Genomic DNA, 20509 nt, shown 5'->3' on the forward strand with positions numbered 1-20509 from the left:
ATATTATAAATTTAAAACTCTAATTTACTTATACTAATATATTAACATTGTACTCTCTTAACCAAGTATCAACTTGAATTAAATACGCAATCATTTGTGGTCCTGTCATAAGTTGTCCAAACCAAGGTGTCTTATATGATTGTCCCTTTGTATCCACTATTTCTTGAACCTTATCTTTGTTTATTATTTGAAGTATAGGTGAAGTTTTATCATTTAATATTTCATTCATCATACTACAAACAATATTAGTATATATAGGGTTATGAGTCTTTGGATATGGACTCTTTTTTCTATATATTATTTCATCTGGAAGTATACCTACTAATGCTTTCCTTAACAATCCCTTTTCTCTTCCATCTAAAAGTTTTACATCTACTGGTAAATTAAAAGCATAATCTACAATTCTATAATCTGCAAAAGGAACTCTAACTTCTAAACTATTATACATACTTGACCTATCTTTTCTGTTTAACAAATTAACCATAAACCATTTTAAATTTAGATAAAATAACTCTCTCATTCTATAAGTTTTTTTATCTTCATTATCTAAATGTGGTACTTGTTTTAAAGTTTTCAAGTACTCTTCATTTGTAAGCTCTTCAATCTTTATATTTTTAAGATTATCATTTAAAATTGTTTTTCTTTCTCCTACAGATCTTGACCATGGAAAAGTATTAGCATTTATCATTTCCTCATTTGTGAACCAAGGATATCCAGCAAATAATTCATCAGCACATTCTCCTGATAATCCAACAACAAAATCCTTTCTAATCTCCTTACAGAACAACAGAAGTGATGAGTCTACATCTGCCATACCAGGTAAATCTCTACTAAAAGTAGATTCTCTCAAAGCATGAGCCAAATCTTCTTGTTTCAATAAAACAGTTCTATGATCGCTATCTATAAATTTTGCCATTCGTTCGGCAAAATATTGATCTGAAGTTGGTTGAAATAATGATGCTTTAAAATACTTATCATTACCTTCATAATCTATTGAATAAGTTGTTAGCCTTTTTCCTTTTTCTTTAAAATCAGCAGCTGCTATTGCTGATATTGCTGATGAATCTAATCCTCCTGATAAGAATGTACACACTGGTACATCCCCTACTAATTGCCTTTTTATAGCATCAATTAATAGTTGTCTAACATGACTTACTGATTCATCAGTTGTTTCATTTAGCTCTCTAGCTTCAACTTTCCAATATTCCCATATCTTCATATTATCTTTTGTCACTAACATACAATTTGCTGGTGCTATTTCATTTATCCCCTTATATACTGCACTTCCTGGTGATACCGCTGGCCCTAAGGCAAAAAGCTCTGTTAATCCATCCCTATCAATTTCTGCCTTTACTTCAGGATGTGCAAGTACTGTCTTAATTTCAGATCCAAAAATTAGTGTACTCCCCTTTTTAGAATAAAATAATGGTTTAACCCCCATAGGATCCCTAGCTAAAAATACTTGTTGCTTATCTTCATCATATATAGCAAATGTAAATATTCCATTTAATTTCTTAATAGCATCTATTCCCCAAGCAATATATGATGTCAATAATACTTCTGTATCTGAATAAGAGTCAAAAGTAAATTTTTCCTCTAACAACTCTTTTCTTAAGTCTTCTGTATTATAAAGTTCCCCATTATATACTATAACGTATTTTTTTCCCCCTACAATTTTAATCATTGGTTGCTTACCACCTTCAGGATCAACAACTATTAATCTTCTATGTCCAAACAATACGTTGTTAGTGTCATATAATCCCTCACTATCTGGCCCTCTTCTTTCTAATGTTTTTACCATTTTACAAAGTATATCTCTTTTTCCTTTTAAACTCTTATTAAAGTCTACTATTCCAGCTATTCCACACATAATTTCACCTTCTCATTAAATTCATAGTATAGAATATGACAAACTTTGATATTGCGCACCACATTGAATAGAAAAAATTTAAATATTTGTTTTCCGGTAATCATAATTTTTTTAATAATTTAGATAATATAAAAGGGAGTCCCCTATAGTACTCCCTTTTACTTGCTAAATGTCTTATATTGTTAATTTGGATTTAACTAATTTATTTCTTTTCCTTTTTTAATAGAGATAGCTAAAGTGGTTATTAAGCCTCCCCATAACACTATTGCACCAATTGCAAAATAAGTTAATGCTGTTGCTGTCATATTAAACTACCTCCTCTTTACTTACCTCTTCAAACTTTTCTATTTCTTTATTTTTCCATGGTCTTCTTGAAAATAATATGGCTCCTATTATACCTAAGCCAACAACAGACCAGCCATATGCTAATAATTCTGTTAAATTATAACCACCATAAGGTGTTTTTATTTCTGTTACAAAATTACTAATTAACATTATTGCCAGCATTATTGGTGTTATAAATTTAACAGTAAAATTCCACCACTTTCCAATTCTAAAATATGACATTTTATTTGTATGATTTCTAATTGTTTCAGCCTTGATTATCCATCCTATAACAATGGCTTCTAATAATCCTACAACTACAATTCCATAACAATTAATGAAATTATCCATTATATCTAATATATATAATCCCGCTCCTGATGCAAATATTGAACTCATAACAAGTCCTAATAAAGCTATACCAGAAACTACCTTTTTACGCTCCCAACCTGTCTTATCAATTATTGCTGATGATACAGCTTCAACTAAGGATACACAAGAAGTCAATCCTGCAAAGAATAAACAAGCAAAGAATAAACATCCTAGTATAGTTCCCCATGATCCCATAACTGAAAATACCTTAGGAAAAACTATAAAGGCTAACCCAATACCACTTGAAACAACTTCTTCAATTCCAACTCCTTGACTTGTTGCCATAAATCCTAAAATTGCAAATACCCCAATTGAACATAAGAACTCAAATCCACAGTTTGCAAAAGCAGTCATAAATGCACTATTATTTATATCTGTCTTTTTAGGCAAATAACTTGAATATGTCATCATTATTCCCATAGCTAAACTTAAAGAATAAAATACTTGTCCATATGCAGCTATCCAAACCTTTGGTTCCATTACCTTACTCCAATCAGGAGTGAATAATTTATTTAATCCTAAAGTAGCACCTTCTAAAGTTATACCTTTTAAAACAATTACTATCATTATAATAACTAATGCAGGCAATAAAACTTTATTTAACTTTTCTATACCACCTTTAACCCCTTTATAACATATAAACCAACTAATTCCCCAAACTAATACTATTCCAATTAATATAGACCAAACAACTGTTCCAAATTGAAATGGTGAGTCTGTAAGTTTTAAGAAATCATTATAGAAATATGAATTTGGATCACTACCCCAGCCTTTTGAAAAACTTAGTGTAAAGTACTTCATAGCCCAACTTAAAATCATTGAATAATATCCTAATATAAAAAATGCAGTAATACTTGGCCACCATCCAAGCCATTCCCATTTTTTATTTGCCCTTGCCATAGCTAACGGAGTAGACCCTTTAAATTTATGTCCCATTCCATACTCTAAAATTAATAGTGGTATACCAGCTGTGAATATGGCAAAGAAATACGGAACTAAGAATGCTCCCCCTCCATTTTCATACACTAAATACGGAAACCTCCATATATTTCCTAATCCAACTGCTGAGCCTATTGCTGCTACTATAAAACCAACTTTTGTTCCCCACTGATCTCTTTTATTATCCATTGTTACTCCCCCTTTTTAATTATCTTTATATGTATTTCCAATTATTCCTTATTATCATAGTATATGATTTTATTATTCTCTTCAAGTAAATTATGGGAAATCATCAATTTTTATCTAGTTTTTCTTATTAATTTATTAACCATTTTATAATTTATTTTATATTTACATTTTTTATACACTTAAAACTATTGATATATCTTAATTCAATTCAATTTACAATTTGTTAATTTTTTTAGAGAAATTCTTAATATATCCTTTTTGAATCGTTTTCATTTATTCCTTTTAGATATATATTTAATTTTTTTTATAAATAAAGTAATAAAACAGAAAACATTATATCATTTTATCAATAATATACCGCTTTCTGTTTTAATTTATTATTTATTTTTAAACCTATTTTCTAAAAACTCCGCAACTCCATTTTCTTCACAACTACCTATTACATCAGTAGCTATTTTCTTAATTTCTTCTGCTGCATTTGCAGTGGCATATGCTTCATCAGCTAACTCAAACATAGGTATATCATTTAAGTTATCTCCAAAACAAATAACTTTGCTATATCCTATATATTTTGATAAATATTTTATACCATTAGCCTTAGATGCTTCACTACTATATGCTTCTAGGAAATAACAATCTTCATATACATCTTTATAATAATTTACTGTTATTCCTTCAATAGATTTAATTTCTTCAGCAATAGCCTTTATCTTTTCATAATTATCAAAAGCTACGAAATTAATTATATTAGAGTCTCTTAATGAACCATTATAATCTTCAACTTTCACAAAAGTTTTTAACTTTTTATCAACTCTCTCTTTATAAAAATTATATTCATAAACATTTTCAAATTCCTTATGATAGACCCATAAATGATTATCTTTAACCCCATATACTAATGGACTCTTCTTATGTGTTTTAAAAATATCTAATACTTTATTTACTGCTTCTTTCTCTATTCCTTTAATGTCTATATACTTTAATTCTTTAGTATCATATATTAATACTCCATTCATTAAAGCAACTGGTAATTTTAAATTTAAATTTTGTAATATTTCAACTGCTGTTGCTGGAGTTCTAGCAGTAGCTACTGTAAAATTAACGCCTCTTTCAATTAATTTATTTAAAATTTCTAAAGATCTTTTAGGAACTTCTCTCTTACTATTAATTAATGTTCCATCTAAATCCGTTACAAATAATTCCATTTTTTACTCTCCTCTTTTGTATATTATTTATATAGGGTTATTTAGTTTAACACATAACTTTAGTTTATGCTACATAAAAATTAAAAGAGTTATGTTAATCTGATTTTTATTCATATATTTACTATATCCATAAATCAAACTAACATAACTAATTAATCAATAATTAAAATATTAAATTTAAACTATGCTATATTAAAATCTACATATTCATTTAATATATAGCCCATTTTACCATTATATTCTATTTTGCTCCATTCACCATTATCTTCTAATACAGAAACTTTTTCTCCCATAGCTATTGTTCCCATAACAGTTGATTCATAATTTGACTCATTTCTTACTTTTAATGCTAAAGTGACAGCTGTCCCCTCTCTTAGAACTGTATTTTCTGCTATACTTCTTGTATTTATTGTAACATAATCTTTTGATACATAACCATATCCACTTCCGTATTTTATCTTGTACCAACTTCCGCTTGTTTCTACTATTTCTACATTTGCTCCATTACTTAATGAACCTATTACTGAATAGCTCGTTCCTGCTCCACTTCTTACGTTTAGTGCACCACTTACTTTTATTGTTCCACTTTGTGTTGTAGAGCTACTACTTCCACTATTGCTACTACTTGATGATACTGTTACATAGTCTTTGCTCACATAACCGTATCCACTTCCGTATTTTATCTTGTACCAGCTTCCGCTTGTTTCTACTATTTCTACTTTTGCTCCGTTACTTAATGAACCTATTACTGAATAGCTTGTTCCTGCTCCGCTTCTTACGTTTAGTGAACCGCTTACTTTTATTGTTCCACTTTGCGTTGTTGTAGTATTGCTACTTCCACTATTGCTAGTGCTTCCATTATTACTGTTGCTACTTGATGATACTGTTACATAATCTTTGCTTACATAACCATATCCACTTCCGTATTTTATCTTGTACCAGCTTCCGCTTGTTTCTACTATTTCTACTTTTGCTCCGTTACTTAATGAGCCTATTACTGAATAGCCTGTTCCTGCTCCGCTTCTTACGTTTAGTGCACCACTTACTTTTATTGTTCCGCTTTGTGTTGTTGCAGTATTGCTACTTCCACTATTACTAGTGCTTCCGCTATTACTACTTCCACTATTATTGCTTCCACTATTATTACTTGATGATACTGTTACATAATCTTTACTTACATAACCATATCCACTTCCGTATTTTATCTTGTACCAGCTTCCGCTTGTTTCTACTATTTCTACTTTTGCTCCATTACTTAATGAACCTATTACTGAATAATTTGTTCCTGCTCCGCTTCTTACATTTAATGCTCCGCTTACTTTTATTGTTCCGCTTTGTGTTGTTGCAGTATTGCTACTTCCACTATTACTAGTGCTTCCGCTATTACTACTTCCACTATTATTGCTTCCACTATTATTACTTGATGATACTGTTACATAATCTTTACTTACATAACCATATCCACTTCCGTATTTTATCTTGTACCAGCTTCCGCTTGTTTCTACTATTTCTACTTTTGCTCCATTACTTAATGAGCCTATTACTGAATAGCCTGTTCCTGCTCCGCTTCTTACGTTTAGTGCACCGCTTACTTTTATTGTTCCACTTTGTGTTGTTGTAGTTGTACTATTTCCACTATTACTAGTACCTCCACCATTACTACTTGTTGATACTGTCACATAATCTTTGCTTACATAACCATATCCACTTCCATATTTTATTTTATACCAGCTTCCGCTTGTTCCTACTATTTCTACATTTGCTCCATTACTTAATGAACCTATTACTGAATAGCCTGTTCCTGCTCCGCTTCTTACGTTTAGTGCACCGCTTACTTTTATTGTTCCACTTTGTGTTGTTGTATTGCTACTTCCACTATTATTACTTCCAGCGTTATTTAATATAACATTTGACTCTAAGTAATCCATTATTCCATTAACAATACCCTCTGCAACTTTATCTTGATAACTGCTAGAGCTTAAATTCTTAGCTTCTGTTGGATTTGATACAAACCCACACTCAACTAAACTTGAAGACATACTTGAAGTTCTAATTACAGCATAATTAGCACTCTTAACACCTCTATTAACAGCATTAGTAGATTTTATTAAATCCTCTTGTATTTCACTTGCTAATTCTCTACCATCTTGTCTTGTTGGATGATAGTAAGTTTCTATTCCATTACCACTAGAGCTTGCTGCAGAATTTTGATGTATAGAAACAAAGATATCAGAACCCCAACTATTTGCCATTGTCGTTCGCTCTGTCAATGATAAATATGTATCATCATATCTACTCATTTTAACTTGTACACCTTTTGCTTTTAACTTAGCCTCTATCTTTTGAGATATTTGTAGGTTTATCTCATCTTCAAGTACTCCGTTCTGCACTGCTCCATTATCATATCCCCCATGACCTGGATCAATGAATACTTTATAATAATTTCTATCAACATTTTTAGTTATGCTTCTTGAATAACTAGCTGCAGATACTCCATTTTCTGTTATACATACTTCTAAAATATATACTGTATCGTCTGTTTGTTGAGATACAAATGTGCTTCCAACAGCTTTTCCTACTAATTCTCCATCAACTATCTCTGCTACATTTTCATTATAAACAGTCCAACCTTCATTTATAGGTAAGTTTATGGCTTCACCAACAGTTAAAACTAATCCGTCTTCTAATACAACTTCTTCGTTTTTATATTTTTCTAATAATTTAATTAAATCACTTTCTGAGACATTATAGATTTCTCCTGCTCGCGCTATGCTAGAAGGAGTTATTAACATTCCTGAAATTATTAATAGACTTAATATCTTTAACTTATTAATATTAACCACCTTGCTTTCTATTTACTTATAAGTGAGATTTAAAATTTTAATTTTCTTAATAAAATTTGACTTAAACTCTAAATTTTAATTTATCCAGTTTAAGTCACACATACTACACTCATTATTTTTTTCAATTAGATCCCTATATTACATTATACATAATTTTACGGCAAAATAAACCAAATTTAATGAAAATTTTGGTGTAATTTAAATTAATATTATTATTTTTCCCATTATCCTCGTAAATTTAGGAATATAAAGAAATAAAATCACAATATATTGATTTATATTGTGATTTTATTTCTAGTATTTTCACTCCAATTCATTGCTATATTTTCTAGATTTTTATTACTTTAACTAGCTCTCCATCTAACCCTATTACTGTCTTATTATTTCTAATATATCCACTTATAATCTCAATTGCTTCTTTAGATATAACTTCACCTGCACAAATTAATGGAATTCCAGGTGGATATGGAGTTAATGCTTCCTTGGAAATTCTACCTATACTTTCATAAATATCTACATATTCAAATTCCATATTAAATACCTCATACGGCTCTAATACTTTCTTAGGAATTACACTATAATAATTTTGATATTGTACATCTACTAATAATGATAAATCTAATTTTTCAAGTGAATCATATATTTTTTCAAAATCTTTTTCTAAATTAAATGGTGATAAAATCAAAACTACTCCACCTGCAAAGCTCATTTCACATTGTATATTCATATTTCTTAAATAATCTAACAACTTATGTCCACTATAACCTTTTGGTAATATCAATATATATCTACTTGAATCTAAACTATATCCATCCAGTAAGTTTTCTTCATTTAAAACACTTACTTTATTTAACTTATTAATTTTAATACTCCATTTATTTGCTAAATCAATTAATCTATCATAATCTTCTTTTCCATAATTATCTAAATAATATCTAGAATAATCTAATGATGACATTATTAAATATGATGGTGATGTAGTCATAAATACTTTTAAATAAAAATCAACATTAGTATCATTGTTAACTAAAAGATATGAACCCTGAGTTAAACTTGGTAATGTCTTATGTGCACTTAAAACTATATAATCTGCATATTTAACTATAGATTTAGGTAATTTTTCAGTTATTCCATAATGTGCTCCATGGGCTCCATCTATAATTATTTTCAATCCTTTTTTCTTTAATTCTATTAAAGTATCAAATCTATCATAACCAATTCCAAAATAATTTGGATAAGTTAATATTATTCCCTTTGCATCTTTACATTCATCTAAGGCCTTATATATCTCTTTTTCTGTAGGTGGTAGGAATATACCATTATCTTTATGAATTACAGGTTCAATATATCTAACCTTTAATTTTCTTAAAATAAGTCCATTATAAACTGATTTATGACAATTTCGCTCTACTAAAATTTCATCCCCCTCATTAAAAGCATCAAAAATAGAAGCTAGATTACCAGCAGTACTACCATTAACAACAAAATACGCTTTTTTAACATCATAAGTTTTTGCTAATAATTCTTGAGCTTCTTTTATTACTCCCTCTGGACAGTGAAGATTATCCAATGGATCAACTTCTGTAATATCTAAGAACCCCATATTATTTACAAATTCTTTTCCTATATCATCTCTTAAAAAGCCAATCCCACTTTTATTTCCTGGCATTGAAAGAATAAGGTTATTCTCTTTTCTATATTTTAAAACTTCATCTAGTAACGGTATTCTTTTACTCATCTCTTCCTCTTCTTAACAAATTGCTTTAATCTTTATGAAAATCAACTTAACTATTTATTACTTATCACTTGAACTGTCATATTTTTCAACACTTTATTAGCTGTATCAATAATATAATCTACAGGTATTTTATCTAAATTTTCAGTTTCATCAATATATAACATTCCATCTCCAAACATAGTATCATATGTAGATATTCCCATTGCTAATCTTACACTTTGCTCATTTGCAAATAATCTTTTTAACCTAAAACTCTTTATTAAAGCTTCAATATCATTCTTTTGTAATATAAATCTATATCCATTAATATTTTTTATCAATTCATTGACTATTTCTATGGACTTTTCTACATGTTCATGTGCAGTACTATAAGTAATTTTATAAACCTTTATATGTTCTTCATTAGCCACTCTTGTTAATACATCATAAACTAAAGCATTTTTTGTTCTTAATGTATCAAATAGAACAGAATTTACTCCTTCTCCAAAATATTGATTAAAAATTCTTAATGCTTTTATTTCCCACTGATTTAACTCATCAATAGGGAATATAATTTGAACTTTAGCACTATTAATCTCTTCCTTGCTATCTATAAATACTCCACTCTTAGGAATAGTAATAACTTTTTCCGTTTCAGGTAGTTTTTCACTTCTCCAATCTATAAAATACTCTTCTACCATATCTCTTACTTCTTCAAACTCTAAATCTGAAATAATAGTAATAGTTGCATTATTGGCACAATAATAGTTATTAAAAAAATCTATTGCATCATCTATTGTCATACTATTTAATGATTCTTCAGTACCTATAATAGGATACTTAATTCTTCTATTTTCCATACAATTATAATAAAGCTTATCTTCTGTATATTGCTCTAAGTCTTCATCCCATTCTTTAAGTTCTTGCTTTATTACTTCCATCTCCTCCTTAAAGCCTTCTTCAGTAAATACTGGAGCTAAAAGAATATCTGAAAATAAATCTAATCCCTGCTTTAAATCCTCGCTTAATAAAGTGCCATAGAATACAACATAAGGATAATTAGTCATGGCATTTTGGAAACCAAATATACTGCTTAATTCTGTGTTTATTTCCTTTTCACTTCTTGTCTCTGTTCCTTTATATACCATATGTTCTGTTACATGTGCCACTCCTAACATTTCCCCATCACGAGCTGCTCCTGCATCTAATGATATACATATTGAGCTTAATTCACTATTACTCTTTTTATAAATAAATTTTAATCCATTATCAAAAATAAAATCCTTCATTTATGTATCACCTCTTTTTTTATTATATCATTTTTTTGATTTTTATTATTCTTGGCTGTTTTTTTAATATTATGCTTTTATATCTAATTTAAAGTTATGATAACCTCTATCTTTATATAGTATCTTGTTATATAAAAATGTTGTTAGCAACACTTTTATATAACATTAGTGAATATAATTAAATATTTATTATTATATATTACTATTTAAATAGCCAGTTTATCGATTATATAATAAATTTATTCTGCTTAAATTTACTTATTTTAAACTTTGTTAAACAAAAACAAGCCATTATCAAAATTGATAATCGCCTTATAATATTATATATCTGTAAAACTCTTAATCACTCTTATACAATTATATTGGTATTACCTTTGCCTTTATTTTCTTCCAAGATATATATGTGTTTATTTCTGCTTTGGCATTAACTTTAAAATTTATTTTTTCTAGAACTGGTTTATCTTTTTTATTATATTCTATACTATTTTTATACTCAAAAGCTCTCCAGCTTAAGTAATGTTCTAAATATTTACTAGCTACTCCATTAAATTTAGTAAGCCATGTTTTGATTTTATTGGAATATGATATATCTATATTTGAAATTTTACTTTCTTTTAACTTAATTTTATTAATTTCATTAAACCCTTTTGCAAAAACTTTTAATCTACCATCTAAAAGACCTACAACATAAGCTTTCCTATCTAAGCGCGGAATAATATTATCTCTTATATCAAAAAGCCCAATAAAATTTCTAGCAGCAAAGATTGGAAGAATATCTATATAATCATTGACTGCATTCACTATTATAATCTTATCTCTTTTTTCTTTATGATATTTTCTATCACCCTTAAAATTCTCATTCAAAACTAGTTTTGTTAATTCAACGTATGAACCTATTTTTTCAATATAACTTTTTTCACACAAATCATGTAAAAATCTATGCCTCCAGAAAAATGCTGTTACCAATGTAATATTCATCCTAAGAGCACATTCCCTTAAAGATCGCCCTTCAAGAAAAACTTCAAAATACTTTTTCCACATCTCTTTAAATTTTTTACAATATCTAAAGGGATTATTTATATCATTATTGAATGTTTTTCCACATTCTTCATTCTTGCATTTATATCTTTGAATTCCCTTATAAAAACCATACTTAATAACTTTGTCTCCCTCACAATATGGACATAAATTTTTCTTGTTCTTATTACACTTTTGACAACTAGTATTTGATTTTTTATATTTTTTTATATCCTTATCATTAGATTTATTATTCATTAAAATTTTATAGACATTAATCATAATTACATCACCAATTGTAATTCTTAACTTATATCTATACTAATAAACTATTTTATTTACATTTTGTAACTTCTTCTAAAATCTTAACTTATAATATTCATATTTATATTCAAAAATTTATTTTATATACATTTCATTTAAAATTATAAAAAAATAGCGAGAACAGAGATATTCTCGTGTTCTTGCTATTTAATAATTTATTCAGCTTTAAGTGCTATTGCACATTCAATTCTCTTCTTTTGCATTTTACATCCTATTTCATAAGGGATATGCATATCTCCATTAAATGCAAAGTTATTTGATTGACATCCACCACTACAGTAGAATCTTGCCCAACATTCTCTACATTTCGGCTTGTTATAGATGTGAGCTTTCTTAAACTTCTTACCTAATTCAGCATCATATGTATCATCATAAATGCTTCCTAGTTTAAATTCTTCCTTACCTACAAATTGGTGACATGGATAAACTTCTCCTTGTGGAGTTATTGCAACATATTCAAATCCTGCACCACATCCTGAAATTCTCTTATAAACACATGGTCCACCATTTAAATCAATGTTGAAGTGATAGAAGTTGAATTCATCTCCTTCTTTCTTTCTTCTAACCATTTCATTATATAATTTATCATAGTTTTCAAATATTTCTGGTAAGTGTTCTTCCTTAAGTTCTAAGAAATGTCCTTTTTCTAAAACTACTGGTTCAATTGAAATTTCTCTAAATCCTTCATTTACCATAGCCTTAACATCTTCATAGAAGTCAGTATTAGCTCCTGTAAATGTTCCTCTTACATAGTAATGCTTAGATTTATCTCTCTTTTCAATCATTCTCTTAATGTTTGGAAGTATATCATCATAAGAACCACTTCCATCTACTTTAATTCTTACATTATCATTAACTTCTTTTCTACCATCTAATGAAAGGATTATGTTGCCCATTTCTTTATCCATAAAATCCATCATCTCTTCAGTTAAAAGAGTAGCATTAGTAGTCATAGTAAATCTAATGTTCTTCTTCCAAGCCTTTTCATTTTCTCTAGCATAAGCTATTATTTCTTTAACCTTGTCCATGATCATTGTTGGTTCTCCACCAAATAAATCAATTTCAATGTTTCTTCTTGGACCACTTCTCTTAACTACATAATCTATTGCCTTTTTAGCAGTTTCAACAGACATTACACCCTTATGTCCATTGTATTCACCTTCATCTGCAAAACAATATTTACATCTTAGATTACATCCATGAATTATATTTAAACATACTGCCTTAATATAATCTCTGTCATCCATTGATGAATGTGCTATATCTTCGTATTGATCTCTTGAATATAATATATCTTCATCAATAAGCTCTAATATTTCTTCATAAGCTTCTGATATAGTTTCTTCACCATATTTAGCTCCGAATTCTTTTATAAGTTCTTCTTTATCTCTTAGTTTATTATCATCTACTAAATCATAAACTAATTCATCTACAATATGTACAGCGCCTGTATTAACGTCTAAAACAAAGAAATTATCTCCTTGTTTAAATTTGTGTATTAAAGCCATTTCACTTTCCTCCTAGTAATATTTTTCCCCTATATCTTGAAACAATATCTTATTTAATCCTAATGTCAATTTGATAAATCAACTTCTACTAACAAATAAAGTTAAGCAGCAACTTTTTTCAAGTTACTGCTTGTCTTTAATTAGTTTTCACACTCTAAGTTAGCAACTGTGCAAGAAGTTTTGCAAGCTGATTGGCATGAGTTTGCACATTCCTTGCATCCTGGTTTGCATAAGCTATTTTTGATGTTTGTTTTGTTGATTGTTTTTATGTGTTTCATGTCGAATCCTCCATATTTCAAATATAACATTGGTAATTATAGCACAGTTTTTCATGGTAATAAAGTATTTATTTTGGAACACTGTCCTCTCTTACCTTTACAGTAAAATATATATTAAAAAAACATTTATATTATTACTTTCATTAAAATTTTATTTTTAGAAAAAGAAAACAGTATTTACATTAATAGCAAATACTGTTTTTCTTCTATAAGGAAGTCTCTTTTTTTATTTCTTCTATCATATCATCTTCTGATAAAGTTTTATCATCATATGGACTATAGATATCATTTAAATGTACTGTATAATATACATTCTTACTTTTCTTTTCTTTTTTATTATTTTTATTCTCTTCCTCAACATTCTTAGTTTTTTTATCTATATTATTTTTTACTAAAACACCTGCGGCAACTGAAGCTACAACCGCTGATAATGCTCCAAAAATTAACTTTTTATTATTTTTAATACTCATATTCTCCACCTCGCTGTTATAAAAATTATATACAGATTAACTATTTTAGTCAATTTACAAAATAGTTAAATTTTTATTACATATTAGAATCTTAAGTTTTTAGTTAAGTTTATCTATTTTTAATATTGACATTATTTATATTTTTCTTACAATACCGCTTATTATTTTTTACTAAAATTCTCCCTCTCTATATCTATATTCTCTTTTATATAATTAAAATTACTTTTATTATGAGATTTAACTATATCTTCAACATTTACAATAGAAGTATTGCTACTTTGACTTTCTACAAATATATCTTCTTCAGTTAATTTATTTTCAAATTTATTCATAATTTTATCCTTACTCTCCTAACTTCTTATTTATTAAATTAATAATTCCCTCAATATTTTCATTTACCTCTATATCACCATACCAATTTTCTAAATCCTCCTGTTTATTATCCCCAAAATATTTTGCCTTAAGTATTATTTCTGGTCTATATTCAAAATGTAGAATATCAAAATGAGCCCACTTTCCTCCCCAAACAAATCCATGATTCTCAAAAGCCTCAACAATTGCCTGTGGATAAGAAGCTATTCTTTTACTTCCTTCCTCCTTAGATACCCACTTCCAATAATCTGAATCATTTCTATTTAAATCAATTGAAATTCCATATGCATGTGCACTTAAAAGTCCAGTATCTTGTATATGTCTATAATTATATCCACCACTTAATGGAGCTACATAAGATTCATCTCTTGACCCTCTTTGAAGTGTATTTGAAATATCATTTAATGCAGCTTTCAGCTCTTCACTAGCTTTATTAACAGTACTAAACATTACTGTTCCATAATAAGTTGATATTGAACTTAAGTTTTTCTCAATTTCACTTTTACTTTCTCCATACATGGCTCCTAAAAATCCATAATTTCTTATTCTACCTGGATCATAATTATTATCCATTACTTTATCAATCATATTTAGCGGATAAATATCACTTAATGTATCTTCTAAATCAGCATTAAAAAACTTTTGATCATAAGTTTTTTCTTTTTTATCATCGTATAATATTTTCTTACCATTTTTCATTACAATATAAATAGAATCATTAGAATCTTTTTCTATATCTATTATTTGCTCAGGATAAGCTAACATAAGAACTAATAAATCTTGTTTTACATGAGTAATATAATTACTGTCTTCTATAGTAATTCCATAAACCTTATATGGTATAACTAATAGTATCATTACAAAACATATTATTTTGATTCTATTTTTCATCTGCTTCACCTCTTATAGATACAATTTCGTTTCAATTCTTCTATCATATTCTGACCAACTTCCTGGTTCTGTTTTTTCTTTTATTTGAGATATTTTATTCATGGTTGCATCTATAGAATCTGCCGAATTAAGAATAAATGCTTCCTCCATTCTCATTTCTCTTGGTGAACCATATTCAAGTTTTCCATGATGTTGTACTATACACCCCTTCATTCTTGTAATAAAATCTTCTGAATAAAATCCTGGATTATCATTAAAGGCTTTATCAAGCATTTCTGTTCCAATTACTATATGCCCTTCCATTTCACCTCTAAGTGTATACTTAAAAGGCCCATCATAATATAACTCATATATTTTCCCTATATCATGAAGTTTTGCTGCAAGAATTGCAATTTCCTTATTTCTACAATCATATCTTTCACAAAGCATAATAGTTAAATACATAACACCTAATGTATGCTCTGCCAACCCTCCTATATAATTATGATGCATAGAAACGCCACCAATGCCTCTTTTAAACTTATCTAAAAAATCTTCATCTTTAAAGAAGTAATCATTTAACGCTTTTCCTTCTCTGGATATTATATATTCATCTGTATATAATTCAATTTCCTCCATAATATCTTCTATATCTCTTTTGACTGTAGGTAAATAATCTATAGAATTATATTCATCTACAAAAGTATATTTTTTCACTTCTAAATTAGTATCTTTTTTACCCTCTATTTCAATAACTTTCCCTTCAAGAATATCTCCGGCTTTATTTTGTATTGTTGCCTTTATTTCTCCAGTTTTATCCGCTAATATACATACTACCTTAGTAGTATCTCTAAACATGACTCTCATAACCATTAGTGAGGTTTTTATTTCACTTCCATTTTTAACATTTGCTAAAAATATATCCTTCTTCATTTATACTTCCTCCAAAGCCTATACTATATTATAATTTAGTTTAACCTAAATAATGTTAAAATATTTTCTTAATTACTTTCAATTTATCACTATTTTCATCTCATTATTATTAATATTCCTAAATATTTATAAAAATAATAAAGAGTATTTAAAGCCTAAATATCTTTTAAACTTTAAATACTCCACTAAATTAATATTTAATAATTATTAATCTATTCTCCAATTCCACTCTTTTCAAAACTTTCTGTGAAACCATGTGTTAATTTATTTATTGGTTTCTTAAGGAATAATGAGATAAGTATAAATATTGCTCCATATATTAAAAGTACTACTATATCCTTAATTAATACATTTTGAACAACTCCACCAATTGCTTCTCTTGCAAATGAGATAGCATAAGTAAATGGTAAAAATGGATTAATAACTTGGAAGAACTTTGGTGTTAATTGAATAGGGAATGTTCCTCCTGATCCACCAATTTGTATTACTAATAATACAATACCTAAAACTTTACCTATATTTCCAAGCACAGAGCAAAGTGAATATAAAATTAATGTAAATATAATACTTGTAAATACACTACCTAATACGAATAATAACGGATTTACACAATATATCTTTAATATATATAAATCTCCTACAGCAACTATTATAGCTTGAATTATTGCTATACTCATAAATAATAACATCTTTCCAAAATATTGTGACATAGCTGAATATTCACCTTCAGCCTCAACTGTTAACATTGAAGCTAACAATAATAATCCTACCCATAATGATAATACTGTATAAAATGGTGTCATTCCTGTACCATAGTTACCCATTGGGAATAATTTATTTTCTACTATATTTACTGGATTGGCTAAAAAGTCACTTCTTTTTTGAACATCGCTCTTTAATAAATCTACTATTTCTTGTAAGTCCGCACTATTATTAATACTACTAACCTTACTAACTAAATCATTAATCATATTTTCAGCTTCTGGAAGCTTTTCCTTGACAAATTCAATTCCTTCAATACCTTTATCTGCACCTTCATAAACAGTACTTAATAAGTCAGAAACTTGTGGTAACTTTTCCTCTGCTGCACTTAATACAGATGCTGCGTTATCCGCTGTAGTATATGCCTGATCAAAAATACTATTTATCTTTGCTGATATATTAGAATCAAAATTATCATATAAGTTTCCTGATATACTACTAATATCATTTGCAAAAGATACAACATTATTTAATAAATTTAAATCTGGTTTTTGTCCATTTGCTAAATTATCTTTTACTGTGTTTAAAGCAGTTATAGCAGAACTCACCTTATTATTTACATTTTGTAAATTACTAATTATATCATCAAATTTTCCAGGATTAAACTTATTCATAGTTTCAAGAATACTTATTAATGAATCAGCACTCTTATTTATACTACTTAATTTATCAATTAAACTATCTATCATTGCTGGAGCGTTTTCTGAACCAGCATTTATTGCATCTATTAATGCACTAGTATATTTAGAAACATCATTAGCTATTTCATTTAATAACTTAATATCATTTTTAATTACTGGTGCTATATTATTTAAACTTTCTTTTGAAGAATTTAAGAAATCTTTAACCTCACCACTTAAAGTTTGTGCATTCTCAATAGTTTCTTTTATTTTAGGAATATCTTGTTGAACTTCACCTACTAATGTTTTTAGTTGTTCAGCACCACTTCCTGCTAAATTAACTACATCATTTATATTTCCAAAATGACTTTGTACTTCTACTAGTGAATTGTAAATTGTACTAATCTTAGGTATTTGATTTTCAAGTTCTATCCCAATCTCATTTCCTAATCCAAATATTGTATCACTTACAGTTGAAACTACTGCTTTACTTACATTTTCTTGTATGGCACTTGCTCCCTTATCTGTAAGTTTAGGTGCTATTGCATTTATTTTCTCATTTACTGTATAAATTATATTTCCCTTTTGAATATCTTGTGTAATAATAGATGTTAAATTTTTAGAGAAATCTTCAGGAATAGTTATCATTGCATAATACTTTCCTTCTTCAACCATTTGAGTTGCTTCCTCTTCACTAACAAATTGCCATCCCATTTGTTTATTATCTTTTAACTGCTCTACAACATCATTTCCTAAATTAATATCTTTACCATTTAAAGTTGTTCCTGCATCCTTATTAACAACTCCTATTTTTATACCACTTGTTGCTGATTCTGCATATGGATCCCAGGATGCCTTGATATTAAACCAAGCATATAAAGAAGGTAAAATACATAATGCTATAACAACAATAATTGCCCCATAATTTTTAAAGATGTTTTTTAAATCTCTTCTAAAAATTTCAAATGCGCCTTTCATTTCGTCCTACTCCTTTGATATTTACTTACTAATAGAGTACATTTTAGCACTTTGGTACTAAAATTCAAGTTTTAGTTTTCTATGATTTTTTTACTATTTTCCCTGTCAATCGTTAATTTTCTATATAGTTAAACGTTTTTTCTATATTTAAACAAAAAATTTTTTTAATAAAATTTAAACATGCTATTAACATTTTATTCATTTTTCTATTTTATATTTCATTTTTGTTTTTTGCTTTTTTTAAATTAATATACTATATTAATTTTATTAATTTCCCAATAATTTTTAATTTCTATGTATAAATTTCTATACTAAAATTATTTTTAGTGTATACTAATATAGATACTAAAAAATACCGAGGAGAAAATAATGAATATGTCATTTAATGAACTTAATTTAAATTCAAATATAATAGAAGGTTTAAAACTTCAAGGAATCACTTCTCCAACTGAAGTACAAAGCCTAACTATTCCAAAAGCATTGGAAAACTTAGATATTATCGCCGAATCACATACTGGTAGTGGAAAAACTTTAGCTTACATATGTCCTATTTTTCAAAAAATAAATACAGAAAAAAAAGAAATGCAAGCTATTATACTTGCTCCAACTCACGAGTTAGTTATGCAAATTGATGCACAAATAAAACTGCTTGCAAAGAACTCAAATATGAATGTAACTTCACTTACTATAATGGGTGAATCTAATATTGAAAAACAAATAAAAAAACTTAAGGAAGTAAAACCTCATATAATAGTAGGTTCAGCTGGAAGAGTTCTTGATTTAATTAAAAAGAAGAAAATATCTGCCCATACTATAAAAACTATAGTTATGGATGAAGCTGATAGTTTATTAGCTAAAAATAAATCTACAATAATAAAAGATATAATCAAGGCTACTATGAAAGATAGACAGCTTATGTTCTTCTCTGCAAGTATGAATAATACAGCCTTAGAAATTTCTAAATCATTAGTTAAAGAAGTTCATATAGTAAAATCTGAATCTAAGTCAGTTCTAAACCCAAATATTTCTCATATGTTTATTACTTGTGAATTTAGAGATAGATTTGAAACTTTAAGAAAACTATTAGCAGCTGAAAGCCCTGAAAGAGCTATAGTATTTATTAACAATAGTACAGAACTTCAAAATATTAATGAAAAATTAGATTATCATAAAGTTAAATCTACAGCTATCTTCGGAAATGCTTCAAAAGAACAAAGACAAAGATCAATAGAAGCCTTTAGAAATGGAAAATTTAATGTTTTAGTTTCTTCTGACGTATCAGCTAGAGGCTTAGATATTCCAGAAGTAACTCATATTATAAGCATGGATTTCCCAGAAAATCCTGATGAATACTTACACAGAGCAGGAAGAACAGCACGTGGAAACCTTTCAGGATCTTCAATTTGTATAGGTACAAGACGTGATTTAGAGTCTATAAAATCATACCAAAAAGCTTTTAAAATTAAATTTACTGAAATGAAATTATATGGTGGTAACTTAATACCAGTTAAATAATAAAAAATATTTAATTCTTATAATTACATATAACTATCCTTAATATTAATACCTTTAATTTTTGCATACTTTATAAAAAAATGTAAAAACTAAAGGTATTATTTATTTACTAAG

Annotated in this window: 16 protein-coding genes; 1 reads left to right on the forward strand and 15 read right to left on the reverse strand. The window is 27.8% G+C overall.

Features of this window, described 5'->3' with window-relative positions; genetic code table 11:
• Positions 1–28: 28 nt before the first annotated feature.
• From asnB to EJJ37_RS08170, 15 genes are all read right to left on the reverse strand, one after another.
• The gene (gene asnB / locus EJJ37_RS08105) at positions 29–1870 is read right to left on the reverse strand and encodes an asparagine synthase (glutamine-hydrolyzing) (protein ID WP_133015099.1); all 1842 of its coding nucleotides are present in this window, start codon (positions 1868–1870) and stop codon (positions 29–31) included.
• 197 nt (positions 1871–2067) lie between these two features.
• Entirely contained in the window at positions 2068–2175 is a 108-nt protein-coding gene (locus tag EJJ37_RS08110; protein WP_133015100.1) for a MetS family NSS transporter small subunit, read from the reverse strand.
• 1 nt (position 2176) lies between these two features.
• Positions 2177–3694 (reverse strand): sodium-dependent transporter, encoded by a 1518-nt coding sequence (locus EJJ37_RS08115; RefSeq protein WP_133015101.1) that lies wholly within the window; start codon positions 3692–3694, stop codon positions 2177–2179.
• A 377-nt stretch (positions 3695–4071) separates the two neighbouring features.
• Entirely contained in the window at positions 4072–4899 is an 828-nt protein-coding gene (locus EJJ37_RS08120) for an HAD family hydrolase (RefSeq protein WP_133015102.1), read from the reverse strand.
• A 182-nt stretch (positions 4900–5081) separates the two neighbouring features.
• The gene (locus EJJ37_RS08125; RefSeq protein WP_133015103.1) at positions 5082–7742 is read right to left on the reverse strand and encodes an N-acetylmuramoyl-L-alanine amidase; all 2661 of its coding nucleotides are present in this window, start codon (positions 7740–7742) and stop codon (positions 5082–5084) included.
• Positions 7743–8070: 328 nt separating this feature from the next.
• Entirely contained in the window at positions 8071–9480 is a 1410-nt protein-coding gene (locus tag EJJ37_RS08130) for an aminotransferase class I/II-fold pyridoxal phosphate-dependent enzyme (RefSeq protein WP_133015104.1), read from the reverse strand.
• A gap of 50 nt (positions 9481–9530) precedes the next feature.
• Positions 9531–10748 carry a M16 family metallopeptidase gene (locus EJJ37_RS08135; protein WP_133015105.1) on the reverse strand — a complete coding sequence of 406 codons (1218 nt, stop codon included), beginning with the start codon at positions 10746–10748 and terminating at the stop codon, positions 9531–9533.
• A 357-nt stretch (positions 10749–11105) separates the two neighbouring features.
• The gene (locus EJJ37_RS08140) at positions 11106–12047 is read right to left on the reverse strand and encodes an IS1 family transposase (protein WP_133015106.1); all 942 of its coding nucleotides are present in this window, start codon (positions 12045–12047) and stop codon (positions 11106–11108) included.
• A gap of 197 nt (positions 12048–12244) precedes the next feature.
• Complete coding sequence (gene scfB, locus EJJ37_RS08145; RefSeq protein ID WP_133015107.1) at positions 12245–13597, reverse strand: thioether cross-link-forming SCIFF peptide maturase; 1353 nt, start codon at positions 13595–13597, stop codon at positions 12245–12247.
• Positions 13598–13737: 140 nt separating this feature from the next.
• The gene (gene scfA / locus EJJ37_RS08150; RefSeq protein WP_003371542.1) at positions 13738–13875 is read right to left on the reverse strand and encodes a six-cysteine ranthipeptide SCIFF; all 138 of its coding nucleotides are present in this window, start codon (positions 13873–13875) and stop codon (positions 13738–13740) included.
• 206 nt (positions 13876–14081) lie between these two features.
• Positions 14082–14345 carry a hypothetical protein gene (locus EJJ37_RS08155; RefSeq protein WP_133015108.1) on the reverse strand — a complete coding sequence of 88 codons (264 nt, stop codon included), beginning with the start codon at positions 14343–14345 and terminating at the stop codon, positions 14082–14084.
• Between the two features lie 161 nt (positions 14346–14506).
• A complete protein-coding gene (locus EJJ37_RS20200; RefSeq protein WP_166484710.1) occupies positions 14507–14677 on the reverse strand; it encodes a hypothetical protein in 171 nt (56 codons plus the stop codon).
• A gap of 10 nt (positions 14678–14687) precedes the next feature.
• On the reverse strand, positions 14688–15608 hold the full coding sequence (locus tag EJJ37_RS08160) for a M15 family metallopeptidase (RefSeq protein ID WP_133015109.1): 921 nt from the start codon (positions 15606–15608) through the stop codon (positions 14688–14690).
• A gap of 12 nt (positions 15609–15620) precedes the next feature.
• Positions 15621–16520 carry a 3'-5' exoribonuclease YhaM family protein gene (locus EJJ37_RS08165; protein ID WP_133015110.1) on the reverse strand — a complete coding sequence of 300 codons (900 nt, stop codon included), beginning with the start codon at positions 16518–16520 and terminating at the stop codon, positions 15621–15623.
• 212 nt (positions 16521–16732) lie between these two features.
• Entirely contained in the window at positions 16733–18880 is a 2148-nt protein-coding gene (locus EJJ37_RS08170; RefSeq protein WP_133015111.1) for a YhgE/Pip domain-containing protein, read from the reverse strand.
• Positions 18881–19249: 369 nt separating this feature from the next.
• Between EJJ37_RS08170 and EJJ37_RS08175 the strand changes: the two genes are divergently transcribed.
• On the forward strand, positions 19250–20395 hold the full coding sequence (locus tag EJJ37_RS08175) for a DEAD/DEAH box helicase (RefSeq protein ID WP_133015112.1): 1146 nt from the start codon (positions 19250–19252) through the stop codon (positions 20393–20395).
• Positions 20396–20509 lie beyond the last annotated feature (114 nt).

It is taken from the genome of Clostridium cuniculi (genome assembly GCF_004353185.1).
GTDB lineage: Bacteria > Bacillota > Clostridia > Clostridiales > Clostridiaceae > Clostridium > Clostridium cuniculi.